Origin of the sequence: uncultured Phocaeicola sp. (genome assembly GCF_948499155.1) — a bacterium.
Lineage (GTDB): Bacteria > Bacteroidota > Bacteroidia > Bacteroidales > Bacteroidaceae > Phocaeicola > Phocaeicola faecalis.
In genome coordinates, this window is record NZ_CAOOSE010000003.1 from 141,979 (window position 1) to 168,561 (window position 26,583).

The window sequence follows — 26,583 nt, forward strand, 5'->3', positions numbered from 1 at the left end:
CAAGGTGCAGCATCAGCCACAGGCTACCAAGGTGCAGCATCAGCCACAGGCTACCGAGGTGCAGCATCAGCCACAGGCGACCAAGGTGCAGCATCAGCCACAGGCGACCAAGGTGCAGCATCAGCCACAGGCTACCAAGGTGCAGCATCAGCTACCGGCAAGGATAGCATTGCTCTTGCTGCCGGATACGGGTGTAAGGCTAAGGGAGCTATAGGTTGCTGGATAGTCCTCGCAGAACGTAGAGAATGGGACGGTGATACCTACCCGATTAAGGAGGTCAAGGCGTTTGAAGTTGACGGGGAAAAGGTTAAGGCTGACACATGGTATATGCTAGTCAATGGACAGCTTAAGGAGGCTTAGTGGAAGTAATTAATTCAAAACTGAGAAAGAAAGGAACTAAAAGATGATACTTACTACTGATAAGATGGTATTTGTTACTGATTTAGAAAATTCGGACGAATATATTGAGAATCTTATAACTGAATATGGCACTAATCAATATCGTATAAAGGTTGACCGGACACTCAATCCACCATATTACCAATTATTTTACGAATGGAAAGAAGGAAAGCGAACGCTTAATAATCATTTGTTTTCTTCAAGTAAATTGGGAAAGATTGTGGATTACATTAATCAGAATATTCAATAAGATATAGAGATGAAGCAAAGTAAATTGACTCACGGTTCCCTGTTTAGTGGGATAGAAGGTTTCGGCTTGGGTGCAGCGTTTGCCGGAATAAAAACACTTTGGAGCTGCGAATATGAAGACTATCAAGCAAGTATAATCAAAAAAAATTTTGGAGAAAACCATGAAATCAACAGAGATATTAGAACGTATTCAAATCCAACATTTGTTGACATCATCAGCGGTGGATTCCCTTGCCAAGACATCAGCGTTGCTGGAAAAGGTGTCGGAATTGTCGGTGAAAGAAGTGGCTTATGGACTGAAATGTACCGAGTTATACGGGAAGTTAGACCTAAATACATCATCATTGAGAACAGTCCAATGCTCCTTATTCGGGGATTTGAACGGGTCTTATGCGACCTTTCCGAAATCGGGTATGATGCAGAATGGCAATGTTTATCAGGCACCGACTTTGGTATACAACAGGGTCGGGAGCGATTATATTGTATTGCCTACTCCTGTGAAGTCAACGGCAAAAGGAGCATTCAAGAATCGATATTTCGGGAGCCCTACCTATCGGGGCAATATACACGAGTATATCCGGGATGGAGAACAAGACAGTCAATACCCTCACCCCGATTTGCTGGAAAGTCTAATGAACTTCCCGATAGGGTGGACAGAACGGAGTGTATAGGCAATGCAGTACAACCTATAATTGCGCACTATTTATTTGAATGTATTAAGATTTTCGATAAACAATTAGAGTAAAACAGATCAGGTATGAATACACAATTTGAGCGGTCAGCATGCGCTACCGATGAATGGTATACACCGAAGGAGATTATAGATGCGTTGGGTGAATTTGATTTAGATCCGTGTGCCCCGGTCAACCCACTATGGCAAACAGGTAAGGTGATGTATGATAAAAACGTCGATGGGTTAAAACAGGAATGGAAAGGCCGTGTATGGCTAAACCCGCCTTATTCCCGGCCTCTAATTGAAAAATTCATCAGCAGGATGGCAGAGCATGGAAACGGTATCGCTTTACTTTTCAATCGTTGCGATTCAAAGATGTTTCAAGACACAATTTTTGAAAAAGCAACGGCGATGAAGTTTTTGCGCAACAGAATCAGATTCTATCGTCAAGACGGAACACGTGGAGATTCACCCGGTTGTGGTTCCATCTTAATCGCTTTTGGCGAGGATAATGCGGAGATATTAAGGACTTGTAATATAGCAGGTAAGTATGTTAGAATCAATTAGAATGACACAAAAAAGATGAATAAGGAAGAATTTCTGAGCAAAAGAGATGCCATTGATTTAAAGCTAAAAGAATTGAACGGCAAAAAGGAACAGTTGGAAAAGGAATACATTGAATCCAACCAAGGACTTCCTGTTGGAAGCAAGATCTGTATAACGGTCCCGGCTCATGAAAGGTTTTCTCCTTTGAACAATGAAAGGATATTGGTCCCCGAAGCGAAGAAGTTAGCCTATATTGCAGATTATGAGATTGATGATGACGGAGAGGTTGTTCCCTCTTTAAGGCAGTTGGATTGCAATGGGGGTATGTCGGCAATACCTTTATGTGTTAATTTTAAGAAGGTTATAATTGAATTAATGTAAATCAAATTATAAATGAGCAAATATACAGCAAGGCAGATAGCTGAATCTGACGAACTATTTGAAAAGCAAATACATAAAGTCAGAAAGTTTTATTTGAGTCGTAATCCCGATAAAATGATGATGCTTGAAGAAAGAAAAGCAGTCGTCAAAGAACGGAATAAAGGTCTTTCCCCGGAATATGATAAGGAGTATTATTGTGGAACTTGTGGAGCTAAAGACGGTGCGGAACATCCTAAAAGTGGATATTGCTTTCACTGTGATACTGATAACTGGATTTCAAAGAATAACTAATAACAGAACAGAAATGAATACTAAAACATTTCAAGAAGTCGCCAGGATTTGGAGTGCTGCGAAGCAACCTATCATAAAGCATGCCACGATGTGCGCGTATATGCTTACCCTTCAAACCCATTTACTCCCATATTTTGGGACGGCGACAGCTATATCGGAAAGCGACGTTCAGAAATTTGTTCTCTACAAGCTTTCCTCTGGTCTTGCTAAAAAAACCGTAAGGGATATTGTGGCGGTGCTGAAATCTATAGTAAAGTATGGTGGGAAACATAAGTTATTCCCTTATGAGGAGTGGGAGATAAACTATCCTACAGATACCGAATCTCACCGTTTGCCTACTTTGTCCTTAAACCATCAACAGATACTGATGAGCCATCTCACCGAATCCCCAACTCCTAAGAATATAGGCATTCTGCTGTCTCTGTGTACCGGCATGAGGATTGGAGAGGTGTGTGCCCTGCGATGGGAAGATGTGGATTTCAGACAGAAGGTAATCACCATTAGTTATACAGCAGGAAGGATATACAACTGCGAATCAAGAACTACGGAAAGGACTTTCACTTCTCCCAAAACACGAAATTCATACCGGGAGATACCTATCTCAAGACAGCTTCTCTTTGCCTTGAAGGAAGTAAAGAAAATATCTCCGTCCCGATTTGTAGTAGGAACATCAGGACGTCCGGAAGATCCCCGTTCTTACCGTGATTTCTTTGCCCGGCTCTTGAAGCGTCTGAATATTCCGCACATTGTGTTTCATGGACTCCGGCATACATTTGCTACCAGATGCATTGAAAGTCAATGCGATTATAAGACAGTGAGTGTAATTCTTGGACATTCGAATATCGCTACCACACTCAATTTATATGTGCATCCCAATCTCAATCAAAAACAAAGATGCATTGAGCGAATGAGCAACTTCTTAAAAACTAAATGACCCTCAAAACATAGCAGATATGAAACAGAAATTAGAAGAAGCAGCAAAAGAATATGCAGAATCAGTAATTGATTCATTCGGGACAAACGGAATTCCGAATGGCGTTTCCGATATTAAGGAAATGATTGCTCTTGGTTTTGAAAATGGCACATCATGGCTTTCAAATCAGATTAAATCTATCATCCTGGATGATACGTTGACAGATGGGGAAGTCATAGATAACATTAGTGAGCTATTGAACCAATAAGGATGTATTGGAACGGATTAAAGAGAAAGGAGATTGATTATGAAAGAACTTATTGACTATTTGAATCAATCCGGATTAACGGGATTAGTACGTACATATATGATTGCCGTAGGTATTTCATCTGTCATTGTATTTATTTTGATAATATATATGATCATTAAAATGTCACGTACTCTTAATGGTAGGAAAAAATTTATGTTGGATTTTCAACGTAGACGCAAAAAGGGAAAACATTTTACTTGTAACAAGTTAGATATGAAAAAAGTAACGATAATATGTGATGCATGCGGAAGAGAGATACAGCCATCGTATTTCCGCAGCGCAAGATTGGATTTCAAGGTGGATAAATGGGATGGTGGCTCTGTTGGTGGAAGGGAAGATATATTCATCCAAGAAGCCGACTTATGCTCGGAATGCGCCCATAAGTTACAGAAATTTATAGAGAACGAATTGAACATTCAACCACATCACCCTAATTAGGAAGTAATGGATGAGGTGTTAATTAATACATATATGTTATGGGAAAAGATAGACGATTGGTAGTAAGAATAGATGATCGGACATCAATGTTACTTAATGAACTTACTGGGATAACCGGTATTAAAACGTCAGTAATCGTACGTGGAATGGTTATGCGTTGTATTGAAGAGTTGATTGATAAATCAGGCAATTGGAAGATAAATAATGAGAAAAATCAAAATCGGGAAGGCTGACAATGGAGTTATGACTCTATTGGCGCGTAATTATTCCAAATTAAAAAACTTATGTGGCTATCGGGACTATGGGTGCTTTTGCTCTAAAAGTTACGAAGACATATTCCAAGATACAGTTATTTATGTCTCTCAGGACAAGAGAGCTGTAGGTATGCCAGAGGATGAATTGGTTAATTATTTTTGCTTCCGATTTAAAATGATACTATTTCAAACGATAAACGATAACAAAGAATTAAAAGAGATTGCTTATGCCGACTATAGAAAAAACGAAGAAAGTTGCTCAGAAAGCGAGTAATATGTATGATGTTGAGCGCAGAAAGATATACAATACGAGCCGCTGGAAGAGACTCAGGAAAAGAAAGTTTTCCATCAATCCTTTATGCGAGATGTGCTTAAAGGAGGGGAAGACAACCCTGGCGGAAGATATACATCACATACAGTCATTCATGCAGACAGAGGATAGATGGGAACGTATGGCTCTTGCGTATGATATTGGTAATCTGATGAGTTTGTGTAAAAAGCATCATCAGATGATTCATAACCAAAAACATTCAGGGGTTTAAGATGTCCGATTTCATTAGTGGTGCGCCTCAACCGGGGGAAGATGCTTTAATCGTTCTTTCCTCGGTTTTCTTATTCCGCCATATCTTGCCTTGCGGAGCATCTTCGTCAGCAAAGTAAATTGTCTTCAATGAGGCTGCGTTGATAAAAGGTGATGGGGGTTAATCGGTGGATAGGCACGGAAGGGATAGGGGGATCTTTTTTTATTTGCATCGCTGCTGCCAACCTCGCCCCACCCTTCTTCACACGCACGGAGCTTTTTCAAATTTTGAATTTGTTAAATTATTAACAAATAAAAGCGTGTATGACAATATTGCGGTTTTATAAAAAAGATATATGGTAAAGTTTGCTATGCCCAATGGTTTATCCGATGAGGCTCAAAAATTTATGAAAGATGTAGTTAAGGAACTAAATGCGAGAAAGGCAATTCAAAACATAGACCTTGGCGCATTACGAATGTTGGCTACCAGTTATGAGATGTATCTTCGCGCAACGCAACAATTGCTGGAAGAAGGTCCTGTAATCATGATTAAGTATGAAAAGGCAGCTCACCCGGCTCAGAATATTGCGACAAAGAATTATGCGCAAGTCATGAAGATTATGACTGAATATGGATTAACCATCAAGAGTAGGGGAAACATAAAGGCAATGAAATCGGATAATGAAGAAAAATCCCCATTGGAAGAGTTTATTAGAAGAGGTGCAAGATCTAAGAAATGAAGGAATATTACCAGTATGCAGCAGATGTTCGTGACGGAAAGGTATTGGTTGGTGAATATGTCAAATTGGCTGTGGAAAGGTTCTACTGTCTCTTTGAGAGGGAAGATGTTGAATTTAGAGAAGAGATGGTAGATTATGCCATTGATTTTATTGCGTTGCTAAAACATTATACAGGTAGACATGCCGGGAAGTCATTTATTTTACTTCCGTGGCAAAAATTTGCGGTTGCTAACATATACGGTTTTTACAAAAAGGACGAAAACGGGGAATGGAACCGTCTTACATCGTTTGTTTATATAGAGATGGCGCGAAAGAATGGAAAATCTGCATTTGCAGCTGCTCTTTGTTTGTATCATTTAATAGCGGATGGAGAGGCCAACGCAGAGGTATATTTGGCAGCGAATTCCAAGGATCAGGCAAAAGTAAGTTTTAAGATGTGTCGAAACTTTGTATCAGGGCTTGATCCTAAACACAAGTATTTAGAATCATTTAGAGATCAGATAAATTTTGATAAGACATTATCGTTTATGAAGGTTCTTGCAGCGGATTCGTCAAAATTGGACGGGCCTAACCCTTCAATGTTTCTTCTTGACGAATACCATGCAGCGAAGAATTCAGGACTAAAGGATGTTCTTCAATCCGGGCAAGGTATGCGCGATGATCCGATGGGTATCATTATAACTACTGCCGGTTTTGACAAGTTAGGGCCTTGTTACCAATATCGGGAAATGTGTACAGAAATTCTTAAGGGGTTGAAAACGGATGATACAATATTTGCCTTGATTTATTCGTTGGATGAAGGTGACGATTGGAAGAATGAATCTGTATGGGGGAAGAGCAATCCTAATTTGGGCGTCACTGTAAAAACTAAGTATTTACGCGAGCAGGTTCAGAAGGCAATCAACTCTCCGTCAGAAGAGGTTGGTATAAAAACGAAGAATATCAATATGTGGTGTGATGCAGAAACTGTATGGATACCGGAGCATTATATATTAAGTTCTTCTTCTGATGTGAATTTTGAAGACTTTAGAGATATGGATTGCTACGCAGGCATTGACCTTTCCAGTACGAGCGATTTGACCTGTGCAGCATTCATGTTCCCAACCGAGAATAGATATTACTTCAAGGTTAAGTACTACTTGCCCGAAATGGCTTTGCGCGAAAAAAGATTTAAAGAGCTTTACGGGGAATGGAGAAGGAAGGGTTTAATTACAATTACACCGGGAAATGTAACGGACTATGATTATATTTTAAACGATATACTAGATATAAGAGATAAGGTATATATTCAGAAGATAGCTTATGATGCATGGAATGCTACACAATTTGTGATTAACGCCCAAGAGAAAGGATTGCCTATGCAGGAGTTTAGCCAGGCATTAGGCAATTTCAATCGTCCGACAAAAGAGATGGAACGATTGATGTTATCAGGCAGGGCGGTTGTTGATAATAATGTAATAAATCGCCATTGCTTTAGAAATGTCGTGATGGCGCGTGACAGGAATGGGAATACTAAGCCAAGTAAGCAATTTGAAGAAAAAAAGATAGATGGTGTGATTGGAATGCTTGAAGCTCTAGGCGTTTATCTGATGTCTCCGAGATATGGAGAGTTTTATTAGTTGTCATACATTTATAAGGTTTGTAATGAGATTTGATTTGGTTTTCATGATATGTAAAGGAGATGGTTCGCGAGAATAGTCTTCTTTTTCTGTTTTGTCATACAAAGTTTTGGTTAGTGATATAATCAAAATTGAAAAATTATGAAAACAAATCAGGTTATGATTCGTCCGATGGGTGAGTTTAAAGTAACCCAACGAACAAAAGATGCATTTTTCAATGCGACGGATTTATTAAAACAGTGGAATCAATTAAAAGGTATGAAGAAAGAAGTTAATGACTACTTCGATTTGTCTTCTACTAAAGAGTTCATTTACACTATAATGGAAAGGGAAAATTATGATAGGGGTAATTACCCCTATCATAAATCAAGGGCAAATAAGGGTGATAATGCTGGTACATGGATGCATCCACTGCTTTTTATTGATTTTGCAATGTGGATAAATCCCTCATTTAAATATGATGTTCTCAAATTCGTTTATGACGAAATGATAAAATTTCGCAATCTTGCCGGTGATGCATATCCTAGAATGTGTGCAGCGGTTTACGCTATTCTTCCAAAGGGCTTATTCAATCAGAAAGTTAGGGATTTGGCAAAATCACTTAATATTATTGTTTATGGAAAACATGAATCAGAAATGCGTAATAAAGTTGGTGATGAGGCTAAGATACGTGAGTTATACGAGTTGGAGCAGCAGATAGCCCAATGGATTGAGCTTGGTTTTATCAAAAACTATCAGGAATTGAAACAGGCATTAACGAAAGTGTATTATCAGAGACACCCCGATATTCTACCCATGTAGATAACTTCTTGGGAAATGGCACTTAAAAATAACCCATAAATATAAATCTGAAATTCGCGGATTCGGTTCGTGAGAATAGAATCCTTTGTATGACAAAAAAAAGGTTATCTGATAAAAGTGGATAAATGAAAGTATTTGGTTTAGAAATAAGAAGAGCGTCAAAAGTAGAGACTTCTCGTGTAACTGCATGGAGTTATACAGGAGGAAGAACGATATTGCAAAGCAGAAGCAAACCTATGCTTCTTTCTACCGTATATCGTTGTGTTGATTTGATTTCGGACAGTGTCGCAGTGCTGCCTTTGAAAACGTATGAATTAGATGGTGATGGTTTCAAGAAGGAGGCAAAATCCCATCCGGTATATTATTTACTTGATATGGAGCCAAATGAAGACATGACTCGCTATGTTTTCTTCAAGACAATTATGGCCTCTGTTTTGCTGACCGGGAATGGATATGCTTATATCGAGCGTGATAATAACCTGAATGTACTTCAATTGATTTACTTGCCTTCATCACAGGTAAGCATTGTATGGATACAGGACAAGAGAGGGATAATGCGTAAGCGTTACCAGGTTGTTGGGTTTAAAGAGCTGGTCGAGCCAAGGGATATGATTCACGTGTTGAATTTTTCCTATGATGGTATCATAGGTGTCTCAACCTTGGAACATGCACGTCAGACGCTTGATATATCTACTAGCGCGGAGGAACATGCTGCGGGTTTTTTCAAGTCGGGCGGTAGTGTAGCCGGTATATTGACTGTGGAGTCGGGAAGAGTAGATAAAAAGCAGAAGGATCAGATTTACCAAACATGGGAAGAACGTACTAATCCGGTGACAGGGCATCCTAATGGAATAGCTGTGTTAGAGGGTAATATGAAGTATCAGCCTATATCTATTAGTCCTAGGGATAGTCAGTTCATAGAAAGCAGACAATTCCAGGTGATTGACATGTGCCGGTTTTTCTCTGTTTCCCCTGTTAAGGCATTTGATTTGTCGAAATCAAGTTATTCAACAGTTGAGGCTACTCAACTTCAGTATCTAACGGATACCGTGTTGGCTGTTATCACCAAGATAGAATTGGAAATTAATCGAAAAGTATTTCTTCCGTCAGAAAGAGGACGTATTATTGCAGAATTCGATACATCCGCCATTTTGCGTGCAGATATGACGTCAGAAGCAACTTATAATCGGGAAATGTGCAATGCCGGCGCAATAACACCCAATGAAATTAGGCGAAAACATGGGTTGTCAAAATTACCGGATGGGGATAATGCGTTTATTCAGGTGAATATGCAGACATTAAGCAATGCTGTTAAAGGGAATGGCATACAAGAGCCGGAACAGAATGCAAACCTTGGTAAAGTTGTAGAAAAAAATGTCGGAAAAGAATGATCTTTCTTGTTTTGTCATACAATTCTTTGGTTAGTTGATAAAAGTTACAGGAATGGACGAAAAAAAAGAAATAAGAAATACGGCTTATCAGGTTCAAGTAACCGGAGAAAGCGAGGAAAAGCGCACGGTTGAAGGGTATGCTGTTCTTTTTAACACTCCATCGGACGGGTTATATTTCGAGGAGGTTATAGAGCGAGGTGCTTTGGATGGAGTTTTGGAGAAAAGCGATGTTTTTGCGTTGCTGAATCACTCCCAAAATCGTGGTATTTTGGCTAGGAGCAATGGTGGGAACGGTTCCCTAGTTTTAAAGGTGGATGAAAAGGGATTAAAGTATCGTTTTGAGGCTCCTAAGACAGCACTGGGTGAAGAACTGTTGGAGAATATAAGGAGGGGGGAGATATCAGCCAGTTCATTTTGCTTCGATGTGGAAAAAGACACATGGGAGAAAAAAAGTGATAATACATGGAAGCGTACGGTCCATAAGATTGGAAATCTGTACGATGTTTCTCCTGTATACAATGCCGCATATAGTAAAACCTCAGTTTATATGAGGGGGAAAGAGTTAGCAGAAGAAGAACTGCTTAAAAAAGCAACCATACCCGATGAGTATTACCGTAACATAGAAAAAACATTTAATATTTAATTTTTATGGCAAAAGAAAAAAGTATCACCGAATTAAAGGACGAAAAAAAGCAATTGCAATCTCGTTCAAAGGAAATCATTGCGAAGGCAAAAGGTGAGCAGAGACAGTTTACAGCTGAGGAGAATGAAGAACTGGGCGCAAATCAGGTTCGCATGGCTGAAATTAACATTGAAATTGATGAAAGGGAGCTTGAAAATCGTAGTAGCCATGTGTTTGGTCCCCGGCAATCTATTGAACAGTTCTCACTTCGTCGCGCGATTTTGGCACAAATGAACAAAACCGAACAGAGAGATAGTGAGGCGGCTGTCATTGAAGAAGCGACTAAACTTCACCGTTCTGTAGCAGCTACTACAGAAGACAGCGGTGAGTTGATCATCCCTTTAAGTTATGCAAAACGCGCAGCGTATACGGCGGCTACAGAGAAAGCAACCGGTGTTGTTATCGATGAAGAACAGCAGGAGTTGCTTCTTCCGTTGGAATCTAACCTTGTGCTTTCGCAGGCAGGTGTGCGTATGATGACGGGGTTAGTGGGAAATATATATTGGCCGGAACATTCTGCTACTAATGTATTTTGGGAAGGTGAGAATGCGGAGGCAAAAGATGGTGCCGGGGCGTTTAAAAAAGGCAATCTGTTTACTCCTAAGAGATTGACCGCATACGTTGACCTGTCAAAACAGCTGCTTATCCAGGAAAATAGAGACGTGGAAGGATTGATTCGTCAATTAATGGCAATTGCTATTGCTCAAAAAATCGAGAAAACAGCATTTGCGAAAGACGTTCATGCCGATAATGTTCCTGATGGTATATTCCAGGAAGCTAATGTTAGCAATACGATAAAAGGTGATATGTCATGGGGGCAGATTGTTGCTATGGAAACGGCAGCGGATGTAAACAATGCATTGTTTGGAAATTTAGCGTATGTTATGAATCCAAGTTTGATTGGAAAAGCCAAAACTAAAGTTAAGGATTCATCAGGTGCAGGAGGCTTCATTTTTGGCAATGACGGTCAAGGGATGCTGAATGGGTATCGTGCATTAAGAACGAATAATATACCTAAAGAATTGGGAGAGGGCAGTGATGAATTTGGCATCGTGTTCGGTAATTGGGCTGATTATTTCTTGGGACAATGGGGTGCTATTGATATGACGGTGGACCCGTATACTCAAGCGACTAAAGGATTAGTAAGATTAGTGATTAATTCTTATTGGAATATGGGAATGATTCGCAAGGAGTCATTTACAATTGCATCGTTGAAATGATATGGGTAAGTATGTGACTCTGGAGATGGCTAAGATGCACTTGAATATTGAGGATTCGTATACGGATGAGGATTCGTATATCGAGTCCTTGATAGAAGTTTCCGAAGCAAAAATCGCCAAGGAGTTGTGCATCACAGTAGAAGAACTTGCTGACTTGGATGATACCGGAGACATTCCGGCTCCATTGAAGCAGGCTATCTTGTTATCTGTCGGGGGATACTATGCTTATAGAGAGGACATAATTACTGTAAAGAGTAATCCATTGGAACAGGGAACTAAGCATATATTGGAACTTTATCGGGATTATAGTTTATGAGAGCCGGGCTATTGCGAGAGATATTAGTATTCAAAGAACTGAGAGAGCATCAGTCTGAAACGGGTTTTGTAGTGAAGGAATACGAAGAAGTGTTCCGCTGCAAAGGGTATAGGAGAAAGATGTCATTGGTTGTAGATAAGGATGGTATCAGTGCAATGGAGCAGTTTATCGGCAGGACTATCGTATTCCAGGTTAGGGCATATCCCATTATTAAGGATTCGCAAAGGGTTGTATATATGAATAATATATATGAGATTAAAATGATAGATCCTCAAAGGGATAATACCTTGATTTTAACTCTTGGGAGGGTAGATACGTAACTATGGAGCTAAAAGTAATAGACCGGGAAAATATTAATTATCTTGTCCGAAATTTAGAAGATTTTGAAAAAGATAAGGCAATTCGTAGCGGGTTAAGATCTGCCGCATCTGTTTTTATGCGCAAAGGGAAAACCAACCTTCGGGCAAGGATGCGTAAGACAGGCAAGGTTACGGGCAATTTGGAAAGTTCCTTCACAACGCGTGTAAAAAGACGTAAGTTAGGTGCGTTATCGGGCTTCACACAATCGGGTGCTCATGCGCATCTTATAGACATGGGAACGCGAAAACGTCCTCATCCACTTACCGGCACTTCCGGCATTATGCCTGGCAATAACTTTTGGTCTGATGCGCGTAAATCAGAAGAAGTAAAAGCGACACAATATCTGTACGAAGGCTTGAAAAAAGCAATCCAACGGATTAACGAGAGGAGATAGTTATGAATATGTTTGGAATAACCACGGAAATACGTGGAATACTGTTGGCTTCAGCTTCAATTAAGGATGTTATCGGTCATAAAATATATCCGATAGTGGCTCCTGATGGGACAGATGGCGATTTTATAGTATACCAGCGTGACGGGTATCGGCAAGAATATAGTAAGATGGGGGTCGCTCGACAGATACCTATAGTTTATGTAAGCGTGATTAGTGATAATTATGATAGGAGCAATAAAATTGCCTCATTGATATATTCAGAGCTTGAAGGCAGTTTTAAAAATCCCACAATGACGATTCATCTAGAAGATTCGACCGAGGATTATGTCGATAACAAGTATGTTCAAGTCCTTCAGTTTTCTATTAGTTCATTGTGAGCAAAAAGGATGCTAATTTCAGCATCCTTTTTTTGTTTTGTCATACAAAGTTTTGGTTAGTGATATAACTCAAATTTAAATATTATGGCAGAAAAAAAGTATGATTCAAGCAAGGACATGGTTGTCGGTGATAAGTTGATGTTGTTTGTAGAAATCACCAAGGAATTACAGAAAGAGGTGGTTCCGATTGCCTTCGGCACATCGTGTGGCATTGATATTAGTGCAGATACAATTGATACCAGTAACAAGATGTCGGGTAACTGGAAGGAATACCTGACAGGGCAGTTAGGTTATACTGTATCCAGTGAAAGTATGTTGTCTTTAAAAACGGGGCACTTGTCATTCGTGACGTTAAAGGAATTAATGAAGAAGCGCACGCCGATTCCATTTGTAATCGCTAAAACAGAGGAATCTGAAGGCGATTTTCCTAAAGGGGAAGAGTATGTCAAAGGTAATGCGATTATTACTGCATTGTCAATGAAGGCTGACAATGGGGCGATCTGTACAAGCTCTGTAACGCTTCAAGGTACAGGGCCGTTAGAAGACGGTGCCGGTGCATAATTTTAAGTAACAAAGAAGGCGGTTTTACAGACCGCTTTTTTTAAATAAGATATATGGAATTGATTATAATATTGGCTATTAGCTGGATTATACTTCTTCCTTTTTTTATAAAGTGGGCTTTAAAAAGGGAGAAACAGCCGGTTCCGTCTAAAAAAACGATGAAGAATGCTGTTTTTCAGAAATACACTGTAAGAATGGTAATCAGATGGGAACAGCTGATGAAGAAACCTTTCTCCCAGATGGACTATTCGTCAAAGGAAGATATAGATGCATTGCTCTACGTGATGAATGTAGATAGTACTCCTTATACGTTTGAGGTATTTAGGACAGCATTGGAAAATGATGGAATTTTCAAGGATATGATGTTGAGGCTTGAGAAGGCAATGGGTATAATGGCTCAATTTCAAAAGGATAAAGTAGCTGATGATGTACCATCGGATGCGACCTTGTCGTGTAGTATTGGTGAGATAGTATCTATGTTGGTAATGGGTGGGTTAGACGCTCATTATGCGACTGAGGAAATGTCATTATGTGATCTGCCATTGTATATAGAGGCTTATGAAAAAAAACGTAAGGAAGAGATGGAAAGTGCCAGGCTATGGACTTACATATCAATACTTCCTCATATAGATGGAAAGAAGATTTCTTCTCCCCGGGAATTATACCCATTTCCTTGGGAGATGGAAGAGTTAAAGCGTAAGGCCAGGAAAGAAATAGAGGAAAATGAAGAGCAATTGCGAAAATTCCTCAATGGTGAATTATTTGACATGAATAAAATAAATTGGAAGAGTAAATCTGATTAATATGGCAGGCAGACTATCGTTTTCAATAGCAATTAATTTTCTGACAGAAAATTTTAAAAAAGGTACAAATCAGGTAAAAGCCGGATTCCAAGCAATGCAGGCTCAAATCTTAACTTTTGCTGCCGCTCTAGGCGCAGGAGGGATAGGATTGTCTAATCTTGTAACTAAATTTATAGAGGTCGCTAAATCAACTAATAGAGTGACTACGGCGTTGAAAAACGTATCGGGGTCAATGGCTGTGTTTGCAGACAATCAGCGTTATTTATTGGATTTGGCAAAAAAATACGGATTGGAGATAAACGCACTTACCGGAAACTATGCGAAGTTTACTGCGGCTGCAAGTATCTCAGGAATGTCTATGCAGGAGCAGAGAAATATATTTGAGTCACTATCGAGAGCTGCAACAGCCTTTGGTATGAGTGCTGACGACAGTAATGGCGTTTTTTTAGCCTTGTCTCAGATGATGAGTAAAGGGAAGATTAGCTCAGAGGAATTGCGTTTGCAAATGGGAGAGAGATTGCCCATTGCTTTACAGGCTATGGCAAAAGCAGCCGGTACAAGTGTAGTAGGTCTCGATAAGCTGATGAAAGAGGGGAAACTGTTAAGCGCAGAGGTATTACCGAAGTTTGCAGATGCGTTAAACGAGATGATTCCCAATGTGGATACAGATAATTTGGAAACCTCATTAAACCGGTTGCAAAATGCATTCACAAAGCTGGTTAATGAGACAGATATTCAAGGGAAATACAAAGGTCTAATAGATTGGCTTACCGGGTATGTAAAGAAAGCGACAGATAATATTCAGAGTGTTATTACCTATGTGGTTGCGGCTATTGCTGTTTTGGTGACAAGTCGGCTTGTTAATAAATTGATTGTATCTTTTCAAAAGACGGAATTAGCCGCAAAAGCTGCTGCGAGGCGAGCCGCAAAAGCTGCTGGTCAGTCATTCGATGAAGTGGCTTGGAAATCTCAAAAAGCATCCTCTACGATGAAAGCTATGTTTTCCAATGCAGCAAAATCTGTCAAGATAGCATTGGCATCTATTGCCCCAACTGCGATTATAGGAGCAATTGGTGCTATCACAGCTAAATTAGTAAATGTATACAAAGAGGGGAGTAGAATTAAAAATCTATTTAGTTCCTTTAAAAAGGAAATAGCTACAATAGATTTTGCGTCTGATGAGGCTAATTCTTTATCTAAATTATATGGAATAGCAGGGGATATAAACAGAACGATCAAAGAAAGACAGGGAGCATTGAATGATATAAATTCAATGCTGGGAACTAATTACAGCATAGATGGGAAAACGCTAAAAATAAATGGGGATATAAATAAAAAAATAGCAGAAAGAATAGAATTGCTTAAGGCTGTTAACGAATTTGATTATAGACAAAGAAAACAACAAGAATTAAAAGATCGACAATATGAACTAGCCGGTAACATAACAGAAAACTTACAGACAGCAAGGGGTAACGATAATTGGGCGGATTTGTGGGAAGGTCCCGCGGGGCTGAAAACCATTTGGAATAATATACCATTAATAGGATCGCATTCAGATGCGAACATGCAGAAGGATGAACTTTCCCAAATAGAAAAAATGATCGATTACAATCAAAAGCAGATGGATGCTGCGATGGCTGTAATTAATAGAATGGGCGGAAGAAATCAACTGGCAAATTCATCTACTGCGGGGACAGGGGATATTGTTGGTACCGGTAGCAATGATAAAAAAACGCCGTTGCAAAAATTGGAAGAAAAGTCAGCCAAGGAATTATCGGAGTTGGAAGCAAAATTTAAGATTGGTTCTCTTTCTCAAGCTGAATACAACAAGGCGTTGGCAGAGTTGAATATAAAATTATATGCTGAGGCCAGTGGGTCAAATGACCGGAAGGTATTAGAAAGCGAATTTTACAAGGTAAGACAAGAGGCGGCACGTCAGGCGGTAGATCAGATGGGGCAATTAAAAGCCGCGATCGAGTTGGAAAAAATTCAAAAAGAATATTCCGCGTCCTTGGAAAAATTAAAGGCTCAAAAAGAGAATGGTATACTGACAGAGGAACAATATAAATCCGAATTGCAAAGGCTTGCTGTAGAAACCGCTCGCACTGCCGGAGCGATTAAAGATATAGGGATAGAAGGGAAGGCATTCGTCGCAGCAATGCAGGCAACTGCTCAAACTATGAGTGCCCCTGTTAAGGTAAGAGAGAGGGATACGACTTTTGATTACAAAAAAAACGCAGTAGATATTGCTTCGGAAAAGCTGGATTTGGCAAAAGAATACGCGAAAGATTTGCAGGAAGAGTTTCAAAAAGCGGGAAAAACATTAGATGATGAGTTGGCTAAGTCTATGGCCGGTGTTCCTGATTTGGAGCAGGCATTAAAAATAGCTCAGGTGAGGCAGGATATTAAAGACTTAAGTAAGGAGTTAAGAGAGGGTATCTATTCAGGGGTAAAGAATATTGCATCAAGTGCGGATAGAATGGTAAATGCATTTTCACAAATGCAAGACGTATTGGGGGATGAGGATGCAACTGCTTGGGAAAAAGTGATGGCGGTATGGAATACCATGATAAATACAGTAGACAGCATAATGAGTGTTGTTCAAACCATAGAAAACATATCGGAAGTGGCGAAAAAATTAAGTGGTGCAAAAGAAGAGAATGCAAGTGCTGAAGAAGAAGCACTGGGAATCATTGGCGCAAAAGCAGCAGAAGTTGCGGCAAATGAAGCTGCCGCGGCTATAGAGATAGCTACGAGTAAGGCTAAAACTCAAGCTGCCACAACAGAAATGGCGGCAAAGTCGACAGCAGCGTATGCATCCATTCCGTTTGCCGGCGTAGGACTTGCTGCCGGTCAGATAGCAGCGATGCAATCGCTGATCACGGCAGCATCTAATGTCCCTCAGTTCGCCAATGGTGGTATTGTCTCAGGACGCACATTAGCCGAGGTTGGCGAATATCCGGGGGCAAGCAGCAATCCGGAGGTCATTGCTCCGTTAAGCAAGCTGAAAGATATGATAGGGGGAGGTTCTGTCAGCCGGATAAAGGTGGAGGTTGGCGGAAGGGCGGTGATAAGGGGAAGTGATGCCTGGTTGCAGATTTCCAATCACGCAAAAAAAATCGGTAAGAAATTTCCATAAATAGATAATTATGCAAAAATATAGAATTCCATTTTTTAATTTCGATGGAGAGCGTTTGGAAATTATAATTTCCGCAAAAGACTATAGTGGGGAAACAGTAGAATTAAGAGCTGCTCCATCGGCATTTGTCGTTACAGGAGATGATGAGGAATTCATTTACAAGCCCATAAGGACATCTACGGCCTCTGTATCCATTAATGCAGAAACTTTGCTATTGGACCTGTTTAGCATAGATAATCAATATGCTTCGGTGAAATTGTACAAGGATAGTAGGTTGCTATGGACAGGATATATCACCCCCGAGCAATTCACGCAATCTTATGCACCTGTAGTGGATGCCATAGAGATTGACTGCGTCAGTGCCATAGCCACGCTTGAAAACATTAAGTATGAGCAGCAGACAGAGTCGGGATTCATTACCGCAATGGAGTTGCTAAGATACCTTATATCTTCCGCCCATGGTGGCTATGAGTCCGTATATATCCCTTATGTGTATGCGTCTTCCTCCGCTGCTTATTCTTCGGGCGAGAACGTATTGGATAAACTCAGATTCGCGGAAGAGAACTTCACCTCAGATGAATTGATGCTGGATGAAGTATTGACCTACCTCATGCAGTTCTTTTCATGGACGCTGTATGATTACGAAGGCAGCCTGTATATCATCGATGCGGACTATAGCGGTCAGTATCGCAAGTATAATGAGGCATTGACATCTTATACAATGGTGTCGGTGAATGATGCCACATTGCAGGATATCGGCTTCGCCGGCAGCGACAACACCATTGACGTTTTGCCCGGTTATAATAAGGTGACAGTCAAATCCGTCAACAATGTGTTTGAGGACTTGGTGGTTAATGAGGATTACGACAACCTGGAATGGGCGGGCGGTTCGAGTTACAGCGATAAGGATAAGTATGACATCAAGAGGTTTCTGAAACCGAAGGAATGGAAAATGTATTACTACGATCAGAACCGCCACGAAACCATACTGAGTACTAATATTAACGATAACATATTCGGGGCTGTCCTGATGAAGGAAGCGTTGTTCACCGGTGGTGGAGACCCGCCGGGGGATTATAATTGGGCTGACAGCATCCAGATGCGGTCTGCTACGGTAGATGGTGTGATGGTTTTTGACGAATACCGGAAGGAAACCCTGCCTGCCTTTACGATGAGGGGTCCTAATGCAGTCTGGAAGGACGGTGCCATCGGCATATCGGGAAGCATGCGTTTCCCCTCCGACAGCCGCATGAACTATATCTATGACGGTGATATGAATATCTCTGCCAATATTCCTTACGCATGCTCCCTTAAGATCGGGGATAAGTATTGGAACGGCAGTGGATGGCAATCCTCATTCGTCCGGTTTGAAATCGTTTTCGAGACGGACAATATCAAGAACTGGGCGAATGTGAAGAGCACGAAAACGCCCGATATGCCATATAGCGGACTGTCCGGGCACATCATCACTCTTCCATCGGACGTACCGATTATCGGAGAATTGGAATTCACGATGTACTGTCGCAGGCAGAGGGTCGCTCAGGAAGTCGGTTTTATCGCATACGGTGCCGTTTTAAAGGACTTCCGATTTGACTACAAGAAGAAAGACGGAATCATCGATGAAGGCGAAGACGGTGACCGCTTGTATGAGAACGTGGTCAACGATAAGTTCATGTCCGAACTTGACGAAGTTGAGTTCGGCATAAGCTCTTATAATGCGGACGGGGCTTCCTATAGCAAGGCACTGTTGGGAAATGACTTCTTAACGGATAACCTGTATTCCGTCATCGAGGATAAACTTGTCAGACCCGAAGAAGCCTTCATCCGAAGGGTGATTAACCGCTATAAGGCAACCCAAATCAAGTTAACGCAGGTAATAAAAAACGATGGTTCTATCCATCCGTTTACCCGGTTGTATGACAAATCAGCGGTTAATAAGAGATTCATGCTGCTAAGCGGTGTATGGGACTATGAGCGGAATAATATTCAATTATCGATGGTAGAAAATGGGAATTAAGTCAGAAATAAGAATAACAAACAGAATCGTTCCGAGAGAACGTGACGGAAAGTGCGCGTCAAGGACGGTTACGGTTACTTCAGGCGGAGGTAGCAGTGATATAGAAGAATTGTCCGATTGGTTTCTGTCTTCCGTGTCAGATGACGAAGCGAAGGGGGTGATTAATTTCCTCAAGGGAATTAAGATTAGTGGGCATGATTTAAAGCGTATCTTGGGAACAGAGGCGGAAGATGAGGATATTACAGACGATGACATCCTTACAGGGCTGTTTGTTCTTGACCATTTCATTAGGAAGGACAAGCCCGACACTGCCGGTGAGTTCATAACATTTTTGAAAGGATGGTACGGAGGAAATTTTCAGCAAGGATCTACAGGAGCGGGGTTATGGCAGGATGAGCAGGGTGCATGGCATTTGGAGCTTGATTATGCCCATTTCCGCAGGAAGCTGACAGCCGAAGAAATAGAAGTGCAGAAAACCACCCATATCGGTGGCAAACTGATGGAGACCGCTGCCGGAATGTCCTGTATCAAAGTGGAAGACTTGGGAGATTACTGGCGATGCTACATGCGGACTAAGGATGCGGAAGGAAGGATCATATACAATCAGTTTAAGGTAAAGGACCAAGCTTTGGTTGAGACGTTTAACCTGCAAAAACAATCGGACGGGACGCTTGGTAATCACTTCTTATGGCGATTGGTGGTTGCTGTAGGTACGGATTATATCGACTTGTCTAAGGATATATGTGCCGCTGAAAGTGATGCTCCTTTGGTCGGTGATGATATTGTGCAGTTAGGGTACCAAGGTACGGATGATCCGAACAGGCAGAACGCGCAGATATTGGCAGGTGCCGGTGAAGGCTCACCGTATATCAAGCAATATGTAGGCATTAACAGTTTTGTCTTGCCGGAAGAATATACAAGGATTAAGCCTGGAGATAACCTCTTAACCGGGCGTATGAATTTACAGCCGGGTTCCACCGGTTCCGCCAATCTGACCGACCTTCCCGATGAGATATATAATGCCGTGCATCTAGGGTCGGTAAACCTGTTACGGAATAGCGGATTCACCGGTGACTATGAGAGTGAGCAACTGTCTTCTTCCGATGAGCTTATGCCTGACAAGGAACTATATAGCAAGCAATTAAAGTATTGGACAGGTGTAGCTACCGTATCCGCCGATAATGATGCCGGTTCCGGGTATTCCGCCGCAATCGGCAGCCTGTCACAATCGGTGGCCTTAATTAAAGGAGAAAGTTATGTTATATCATTTAAAGCAAAAGGTGCATCAGTGGCTGTTTCGTGTGGCGATTTCAGCACAACTCAATCTCTTGCATCCGGTTATCAGAGGTACACGTTTAAATTCACCTTCAATGGTACAGGTGTGTTTATGCTTAGCGGTACCGCAACCGTTTGTGATATTCAGCTAGAGCGTGGGACCATTGCCACAGACTGGAAGCCATCCATCTTGGATAATGATAAGTCCATGGCAGGTTTTCAGGCTATCAACTATATTGCCAGTGCGATTAAAGATGGATCTGTGGATATCCTTGGTGGTCTGATTTTAGCCAACATGATCCAATTGGGTAATTACAAGGATGGCAAGATGCAGAAGGTTACTGCCGGAGTGAGTGGCATATACAATGATGATGATGATGTGGCGTTTTGGGCGGGTGGCAAACTTGAACAGGCTATTATGACCGTAATGAAGTTCCGTAACGACCCCAATTACCAGCCTACTGATGCGGAGTGGGCGAATATGGCAAATTTTGTTGCCACGCATGGCGGTGATGTATTTTTAAAAGGATATGTCTATGCATTAGGAGGCTTTTTCCGTGGAAGGGTTGAGACCTCTGTAGATGGGAAGCGAATTGTCATTGATCCGGAAAAGAATACGCTGGAAATGTACACGGCAGAAGGACACGCCACCTTGATCTTAAGGTTTGACAAATCATCGGACGAATGGGAATATGGCGATCTCATCTTGCGGAAGTATGTCAATGATCAACTGGCACTCGAAACGACTGTATATCCGGAGCGTATCAGAATACAGAATCATGTTGAAAAAACGGATATCCTGTTAAATCCCAACAACGTCTCGTTTTATGGATCTAAAGGTGAAACATTATTGGTAGGGATGAAATCGGTATATAATGGGGTAAGCGTGTCTAAGTATGTGGCGGATATAAGTTGCAGTCATTGGCCCGGTAAGGATGATGTCGGTACCGGACAAGTCTATGTGGATTATGAGACGGTGGAAGGTATTATAACTAATGGGATTTTAAAAGTAAAGAAATAATATGGAACTCAATACAGTCATTAAAACAGGTACCTGGTCTGATGCTGCCGACCGAATCAACAGTAATTTTAGCAAAACTTCCTCCGAAGTTGAAAAAATAAAATTAAGCAGCACCCGCAACAAGGGGTTGTATCCTACTATCGAAGCGTTGAAGGCTGCTATACCATCCCCGGTTGTAGGTGACTGGGCTGTAGTAGGTGATACCATACCAGGACCAATCTATCAATGTAAAACAAAAGGCACATGGAGTGCCACAGGCACGACAGGAGGAGGTGGAAGTATAGACCTGTCGGGATACTTAACTGCCGAGGAAATTGACGATGTAACATCAATATTATAGTTATGAGAATCAATTATCAGTCCGATTTTAAAATCATAGAGAAAAATCTGAATGGAGACCTGAAAACTCCTTTCCGGTTTACTTATCAGACAGTATTGTCGAAACCCGTTGTAGCCTCTTTCGACGGACACGACTACAAGAACTGTCGCAGGCTGGATGATGGCAGCCTGCTGGTTATTTTTGATAATCATGGCATGCGTCCAGGCAACCTGACGGTCAGACGCGAGTATTACCTTACTGATGCTGATTTTGCTGATGGTATCTGTAACCTTGTATCCATGGAGTTTACAGGCATCGTTCTTGTCAATGGCAAGTCTGACGACAGTACAGGTACAATTGACGTTTATCCTAACTATCAGAAGGGCGATAAGGGAGATCCAATGACATGGGATTCCATGACAGAGGAACAGCGTGCTGAATTAAAAGACTCTGTGGTAAAGGATGTACAGAATGAGATGCTTTCTTCCTCTCCAATTTCCGACAAGGAATACGAAGATGTATTGAGTGGTTTCCTTTAATCGGGAATCGATAAAGAATAAATTTACGAATTAAAATAAGAATTATATGGCTAAAATTCATAAACTTACCAAAGGCGGGCAGACTATTTACCCTGCTACAACCACTGATGCGGTGGTACATCCGACTACTCGTAAAAACCTTACGGAAGAACTTTCCGGGTTGTCAAATTACAAGATTTTAGAATGGAATACAGACGTTGCAACAACTCGTAAGCAAGTTTTAAAAAAAGAGCGCAAAATCGGAATGAAAATAAGCTATAATGATCCTGAAAATGGATGGATTAATGAGCTGTTTACTGGTTCTGCGTTGGATGACTTAACATGGAGCAATGATAGAAATTGGATAGAATCTCTTGGGAAAAATGATAATTACAGTGTCAATGCCAGTGATTATGCCGATGGGGTTAAGGAGGCTTATCTGAATCTGCTAAAATCGGGGCAAAAACAATTCAATCTATTTTATTTTTCTAGCAAATATAAAAACATCTCTTTTATTCAGGTTTTCGGAACCGCAGAAGCCGATGGAACATTGATCATTAGTTACAATGCTAAAGAGTATAGGTATCCAATTATCACCGGTGAAACCGGTGATGAAATAGCATCAAAAATCATAGATATAACAGAAGCTACCATCATTGTTTTTGACAACTTGATAAAATTGGAATGTAAAGTTGGAGGTACTAATCCTGCCACTACTGCTAAATTTGAAAACAGTATTAAAGGTCTAAGAGTAGCGTGTGCTAATCAGAATGTGGATAGAGCATTTAATCCCTATGTAGGTTACAAGCTGGATGATAGATATATAGGTGGAACTGATATAAGGTATTATGATTCTGTTAAAGAGAGGGCTATAGAGAGGGCAAATCCATCATTTATTCAGTCAATTGTTCTTAACGAGAGTGAGAGCGTGACAATAGATGAGGATGGTACCGTTAAATGGTATTGCAAAAACCTTATCAGGGATTATAAGGGGAATTATGTTACCTCGAGAGACTATGAATGGGTTGTAAGAGTCGGATATGTATTAGGATATAAGTGTTTGGTAAGTTTTAATAAAACAATTTCTCTAGTTATAGATATTATACGTATTGCTGATTATGCAGATTATAAGTATAGCTTTGTGCCAATTCTGTTTAATTTTAGAAAAGGAACTTATACAGGATATGTGATTGACGAAATTGAAAAAAGAAACGAATCTTTAAAACCAAAGGGCTACGGGATTAAATCCGGATATATCCAGTATGAAAAAAACTTATCAGATGGTTCTGTTAAAATCATTAATCATGAAACGGCATCCTATATTAAAGAGGTAAGAGTGATATATGACGGTATTAAGGATAGAACAAATGAAAAGTATAGCATTGTTTGGAAAGAATTTACAATTCCTAAACATGGAGTACTTGTGTATGATTTTACCAAGGGAATTATTTCGGTAAAAGAAAGTTTACATAATATGTTTACCAACTATAAAACTCTTTCAACCGAAGTTGTCCTATTAATAAATTATGATGGTAATCTATGTGGAGGGGAATGGTATCCTTACATAATTGCTTATGATCAGTATCTGGCAACTTATCCAATCAGATTGACCAAACAAATAGGATATGAAGAAATCCCCGTTACGCGAAGAGGATATCATGATTGTACTTTTATAGATGGACAGTTCTGGACGTTTGATAAGGCTGATGATGGCGGTTATCTTGGCATCCTTGATGCAGAGGATTTTTCGCAAATAAAAACAGGGAAAACAGACTTCAGGGACGCCACGGGATTTAAACTTGAACATAAATCCGTAGATTATAATCAAATAAACAAAGTACTTGCTATAGGTAATGGATCATCCCGATCTGTCAGTGGTAATAGTCATATATACTTATTTTACGAATTTCTTTCATGGCCGGATAAAGGTGAGACCATTAATTTTAACAATTGTGGAAAATATGTTGATGTAGATGTCTCAGAACTTGGCGTTAAATCCTACGGATTTTGGGCAGGTGCAGATGATATGATGTATATTTCCATCAACAAATTTGAAGACATATATTTAATCCAATTAGGGAAAGGTACCAACAATTTAGGTAGTGGTAAGTATAGTTATATAGATAATGAAACATTTAATGGAACATTTAAAGTTGTTAAAGGATGGCATCAGGATAGATATAAGGAATATGGAGCACATGGAGGACAGTATTATAACGGAAACTTATATATTGCAGATAACCATACAGGTTATTGCCAAATATTCAAGATGTTGCTTAATGATGATGGCTCTCTACAATTTGAGAACATAAACTTATGGAAGTACACTCCTGATGGGACACGGTTGCAGAATACAGATATTGATGGACTGGCCATCAAGGATGGATATTTTTACGCACAACCCCTTGTCAATAACTCGGGTAAAGGTAATAGACTAATAATTAAAGCTCCGATACCAGGATTGTAGACTAAACTTCAAAAATTCCCTGCTGCCTGTGAAGGCATGCAGGGAATAAAACTTATGCAACGACCTCGCTAGGTCTGTTGGGTTATGAAAAACACATGCAAATATAGTATTAATCTTAAAAACAGACAAAATGAAAGATGTTATTTACAATTTTATCCAGCAGCACATGATGACACACATCGTGCTGATTGCCTTATGTATCGCTGTCACTATTGGGGCTATGTTTATAGACCTGTTGACCGGAGTGATGAAAGCCAAACAGCGCGGTGAGGCAAGGACATCGACAGGTTACAAGAAAACGGCTGTCAAGGCAAAGAAGTACTTCACACCGTTCTTGGAGTTGTGCTTTATCGACTTACTATGCTGTGTCGTTATACCTTTCCCTGTCTTCTCTATGATTTGGACAGTCTATTGTATATTCTGCGAATTTATATCGGTAAGGGAAAAATCGTGGGAAAAGGCGGAATTGAGGAAAGCAGAGAAAACAATGAGTGTGATAATTGAAAACAAGGAAGAAATCGCAAAATTGGCTGCACGGATATTGTTTGAATCAAAGAAGGAGGAAAAGAAGGAATAAAAAAAGCCGGTATCGCTATACCGGCATAGTTATCGTCATACCTTTTATGAAAAGCAGTATAATTAAATACTGTCGCAAACATACATAAATTATTAAATATAAAAAATATATAATATGAAATTAAGAGTAGAAAGATTATGGAAGAAACCCGCTTATACGGTGGGCAGGCTGTTCGTAGACGGAAAGTTTTTCTGTAACACATTGGAAGACACCGTCCGTGATTTGAGCAATGAAAAGAAGGTATATGGCAAAACCGCCATCCCTTACGGAGAGTATAAGGTGGTATATAATTGGTCTCCCAAGTTTGGCAGAAACCTGCCACGATTGCTTAACGTCCCTGCCTTTGAAGGCATCTTGATACATCCGGGGAATACTGCCGATGACTCTGCCGGCTGCATACTTGTCGGAAGGAATACGGAAGTCGGGCGATTGACCGAATCCCGATATACATCCGATAAGCTCAATGTGCTGATAGAGGATGTGCAGAGAGGGGGAGAAAGCATTACAATTGAAATTGTATAGAGCAGCTTGGTGGGGTTGAAAGTTAAAAACCAAATTGAAATGAAATGGCTTCCTTACATATTACTGATTGTACTCGCTTTCGGTTTAGGATGGTTCGCAAAGCCATCCCCCGAAGCAGTTATAGAGGCAAGAACGGATACGGTATTCAGTTCAAGCCTTGTGATAAGAAGGGATACGGTTCCCTACTACCTTCCTACTCCTTTGATTTGCTGGCACACGGGCGATACTATCCATGTAGGTGATACGGTGCTCCCTGTCGAGCAGAAGATATACCGGGACAGTAACTATACGGCTTATGTCAGTGGTTATAACCCGAACTTGGACAGTTTGAAGGTATATCCTAAGACTGTCACGGTTACTAATGATATCCATCATGTGATGAAAATAAAACCTCGTAGATGGGGTATGTCAATCACTGCCGGCTATGGATTTGGCAAGGATGGGCTATCACCGGCTGTCGTGGTTGGATTAAGTTATAGAATTTGGTAAA

Annotated in this window: 30 protein-coding genes and 1 pseudogene; all 31 read left to right on the forward strand. The window is 40.5% G+C overall.

Annotation, left to right across the window (positions count from 1 at the left end; genetic code table 11):
* Nucleotides 1-360 (forward strand): annotated as a pseudogene (locus tag QYT14_RS03915) (hypothetical protein); the annotation flags it as partial.
* A gap of 298 nt (nucleotides 361-658) precedes the next feature.
* A complete protein-coding gene (dcm, locus tag QYT14_RS03920) occupies nucleotides 659-1,393 on the forward strand; it encodes a DNA (cytosine-5-)-methyltransferase (protein WP_288323928.1) in 735 nt (244 codons plus the stop codon).
* A 12-nt stretch (nucleotides 1,394-1,405) separates the two neighbouring features.
* On the forward strand, nucleotides 1,406-1,888 hold the full coding sequence (locus QYT14_RS03925; protein WP_288323929.1) for a DNA N-6-adenine-methyltransferase: 483 nt from the start codon (nucleotides 1,406-1,408) through the stop codon (nucleotides 1,886-1,888).
* A 15-nt stretch (nucleotides 1,889-1,903) separates the two neighbouring features.
* Nucleotides 1,904-2,248 carry a hypothetical protein gene (locus QYT14_RS03930; protein ID WP_288323930.1) on the forward strand — a complete coding sequence of 115 codons (345 nt, stop codon included), beginning with the start codon at nucleotides 1,904-1,906 and terminating at the stop codon, nucleotides 2,246-2,248.
* Between the two features lie 12 nt (nucleotides 2,249-2,260).
* Entirely contained in the window at nucleotides 2,261-2,539 is a 279-nt protein-coding gene (locus QYT14_RS03935; protein ID WP_288323931.1) for a hypothetical protein, read from the forward strand.
* A gap of 13 nt (nucleotides 2,540-2,552) precedes the next feature.
* Entirely contained in the window at nucleotides 2,553-3,473 is a 921-nt protein-coding gene (locus tag QYT14_RS03940) for a site-specific integrase (RefSeq protein WP_288323932.1), read from the forward strand.
* Nucleotides 3,474-3,492: 19 nt separating this feature from the next.
* Nucleotides 3,493-3,720 carry a hypothetical protein gene (locus QYT14_RS03945; RefSeq protein WP_288323933.1) on the forward strand — a complete coding sequence of 76 codons (228 nt, stop codon included), beginning with the start codon at nucleotides 3,493-3,495 and terminating at the stop codon, nucleotides 3,718-3,720.
* Nucleotides 3,721-3,759: 39 nt separating this feature from the next.
* The gene (locus QYT14_RS03950; protein WP_288323934.1) at nucleotides 3,760-4,200 is read left to right on the forward strand and encodes a hypothetical protein; all 441 of its coding nucleotides are present in this window, start codon (nucleotides 3,760-3,762) and stop codon (nucleotides 4,198-4,200) included.
* Between the two features lie 38 nt (nucleotides 4,201-4,238).
* Entirely contained in the window at nucleotides 4,239-4,433 is a 195-nt protein-coding gene (locus QYT14_RS03955; RefSeq protein WP_288323935.1) for a hypothetical protein, read from the forward strand.
* Nucleotides 4,434-4,681: 248 nt separating this feature from the next.
* Nucleotides 4,682-4,996 (forward strand): HNH endonuclease, encoded by a 315-nt coding sequence (locus QYT14_RS03960; protein WP_288323936.1) that lies wholly within the window; start codon nucleotides 4,682-4,684, stop codon nucleotides 4,994-4,996.
* A 334-nt stretch (nucleotides 4,997-5,330) separates the two neighbouring features.
* Nucleotides 5,331-5,714, forward strand: coding sequence for a phage terminase small subunit P27 family (locus QYT14_RS03965; protein WP_288323937.1), 384 nt, complete (start codon nucleotides 5,331-5,333; stop codon nucleotides 5,712-5,714).
* Complete coding sequence (locus QYT14_RS03970) at nucleotides 5,711-7,333, forward strand: terminase TerL endonuclease subunit (RefSeq protein WP_288323938.1); 1,623 nt, start codon at nucleotides 5,711-5,713, stop codon at nucleotides 7,331-7,333. The genes QYT14_RS03965 and QYT14_RS03970 overlap by 4 nt, the downstream gene beginning before the upstream one ends.
* A 141-nt stretch (nucleotides 7,334-7,474) precedes the next feature.
* On the forward strand, nucleotides 7,475-8,134 hold the full coding sequence (locus tag QYT14_RS03975; protein ID WP_288323939.1) for a KilA-N domain-containing protein: 660 nt from the start codon (nucleotides 7,475-7,477) through the stop codon (nucleotides 8,132-8,134).
* A 125-nt stretch (nucleotides 8,135-8,259) separates the two neighbouring features.
* Entirely contained in the window at nucleotides 8,260-9,525 is a 1,266-nt protein-coding gene (locus QYT14_RS03980; protein WP_288323940.1) for a phage portal protein, read from the forward strand.
* A gap of 52 nt (nucleotides 9,526-9,577) precedes the next feature.
* Nucleotides 9,578-10,168 carry an HK97 family phage prohead protease gene (locus QYT14_RS03985; RefSeq protein WP_288323941.1) on the forward strand — a complete coding sequence of 197 codons (591 nt, stop codon included), beginning with the start codon at nucleotides 9,578-9,580 and terminating at the stop codon, nucleotides 10,166-10,168.
* 5 nt (nucleotides 10,169-10,173) lie between these two features.
* Nucleotides 10,174-11,427 (forward strand): phage major capsid protein, encoded by a 1,254-nt coding sequence (locus QYT14_RS03990; RefSeq protein ID WP_288323942.1) that lies wholly within the window; start codon nucleotides 10,174-10,176, stop codon nucleotides 11,425-11,427.
* 1 nt (nucleotide 11,428) lies between these two features.
* Complete coding sequence (locus QYT14_RS03995; RefSeq protein ID WP_288323943.1) at nucleotides 11,429-11,743, forward strand: head-tail connector protein; 315 nt, start codon at nucleotides 11,429-11,431, stop codon at nucleotides 11,741-11,743.
* Nucleotides 11,740-12,063, forward strand: a complete 324-nt coding sequence (locus QYT14_RS04000) for a head-tail adaptor protein (protein WP_288323944.1) — start codon at nucleotides 11,740-11,742, stop codon at nucleotides 12,061-12,063. Before QYT14_RS03995 ends, QYT14_RS04000 begins: the two co-directional genes overlap by 4 nt.
* Before the next feature lie 2 nt (nucleotides 12,064-12,065).
* Nucleotides 12,066-12,497, forward strand: coding sequence for a hypothetical protein (locus QYT14_RS04005; RefSeq protein ID WP_288323945.1), 432 nt, complete (start codon nucleotides 12,066-12,068; stop codon nucleotides 12,495-12,497).
* A gap of 2 nt (nucleotides 12,498-12,499) precedes the next feature.
* Complete coding sequence (locus QYT14_RS04010) at nucleotides 12,500-12,874, forward strand: DUF3168 domain-containing protein (RefSeq protein ID WP_288323946.1); 375 nt, start codon at nucleotides 12,500-12,502, stop codon at nucleotides 12,872-12,874.
* 84 nt (nucleotides 12,875-12,958) lie between these two features.
* Nucleotides 12,959-13,435, forward strand: a complete 477-nt coding sequence (locus QYT14_RS04015) for a phage tail tube protein (RefSeq protein WP_288323947.1) — start codon at nucleotides 12,959-12,961, stop codon at nucleotides 13,433-13,435.
* Nucleotides 13,436-13,488: 53 nt separating this feature from the next.
* Complete coding sequence (locus QYT14_RS04020) at nucleotides 13,489-14,238, forward strand: hypothetical protein (RefSeq protein ID WP_288323948.1); 750 nt, start codon at nucleotides 13,489-13,491, stop codon at nucleotides 14,236-14,238.
* Between the two features lies 1 nt (nucleotide 14,239).
* Nucleotides 14,240-17,377, forward strand: coding sequence for a tape measure protein (locus QYT14_RS04025; RefSeq protein ID WP_288323949.1), 3,138 nt, complete (start codon nucleotides 14,240-14,242; stop codon nucleotides 17,375-17,377).
* A gap of 10 nt (nucleotides 17,378-17,387) precedes the next feature.
* Nucleotides 17,388-19,394 carry a hypothetical protein gene (locus QYT14_RS04030; protein WP_288323950.1) on the forward strand — a complete coding sequence of 669 codons (2,007 nt, stop codon included), beginning with the start codon at nucleotides 17,388-17,390 and terminating at the stop codon, nucleotides 19,392-19,394.
* On the forward strand, nucleotides 19,384-21,690 hold the full coding sequence (locus QYT14_RS04035) for a hypothetical protein (protein WP_288323951.1): 2,307 nt from the start codon (nucleotides 19,384-19,386) through the stop codon (nucleotides 21,688-21,690). Before QYT14_RS04030 ends, QYT14_RS04035 begins: the two co-directional genes overlap by 11 nt.
* 1 nt (nucleotide 21,691) lies before the next feature.
* Nucleotides 21,692-22,030, forward strand: coding sequence for a hypothetical protein (locus QYT14_RS04040; RefSeq protein ID WP_288323952.1), 339 nt, complete (start codon nucleotides 21,692-21,694; stop codon nucleotides 22,028-22,030).
* A 2-nt stretch (nucleotides 22,031-22,032) separates the two neighbouring features.
* Entirely contained in the window at nucleotides 22,033-22,548 is a 516-nt protein-coding gene (locus QYT14_RS04045) for a hypothetical protein (RefSeq protein WP_288323953.1), read from the forward strand.
* 46 nt (nucleotides 22,549-22,594) lie between these two features.
* Nucleotides 22,595-24,994: a hypothetical protein gene (locus QYT14_RS04050; RefSeq protein ID WP_288323954.1), complete on the forward strand. Its 2,400-nt coding sequence runs from the start codon at nucleotides 22,595-22,597 to the stop codon at nucleotides 24,992-24,994.
* Between the two features lie 130 nt (nucleotides 24,995-25,124).
* A complete protein-coding gene (locus QYT14_RS04055; RefSeq protein ID WP_288323955.1) occupies nucleotides 25,125-25,571 on the forward strand; it encodes a hypothetical protein in 447 nt (148 codons plus the stop codon).
* A 114-nt stretch (nucleotides 25,572-25,685) separates the two neighbouring features.
* Nucleotides 25,686-26,093 (forward strand): DUF5675 family protein, encoded by a 408-nt coding sequence (locus QYT14_RS04060; protein WP_288323956.1) that lies wholly within the window; start codon nucleotides 25,686-25,688, stop codon nucleotides 26,091-26,093.
* Nucleotides 26,094-26,132: 39 nt separating this feature from the next.
* A complete protein-coding gene (locus QYT14_RS04065) occupies nucleotides 26,133-26,582 on the forward strand; it encodes a DUF6808 domain-containing protein (protein WP_288323957.1) in 450 nt (149 codons plus the stop codon).
* Nucleotide 26,583: the final 1 nt, after the last annotated feature.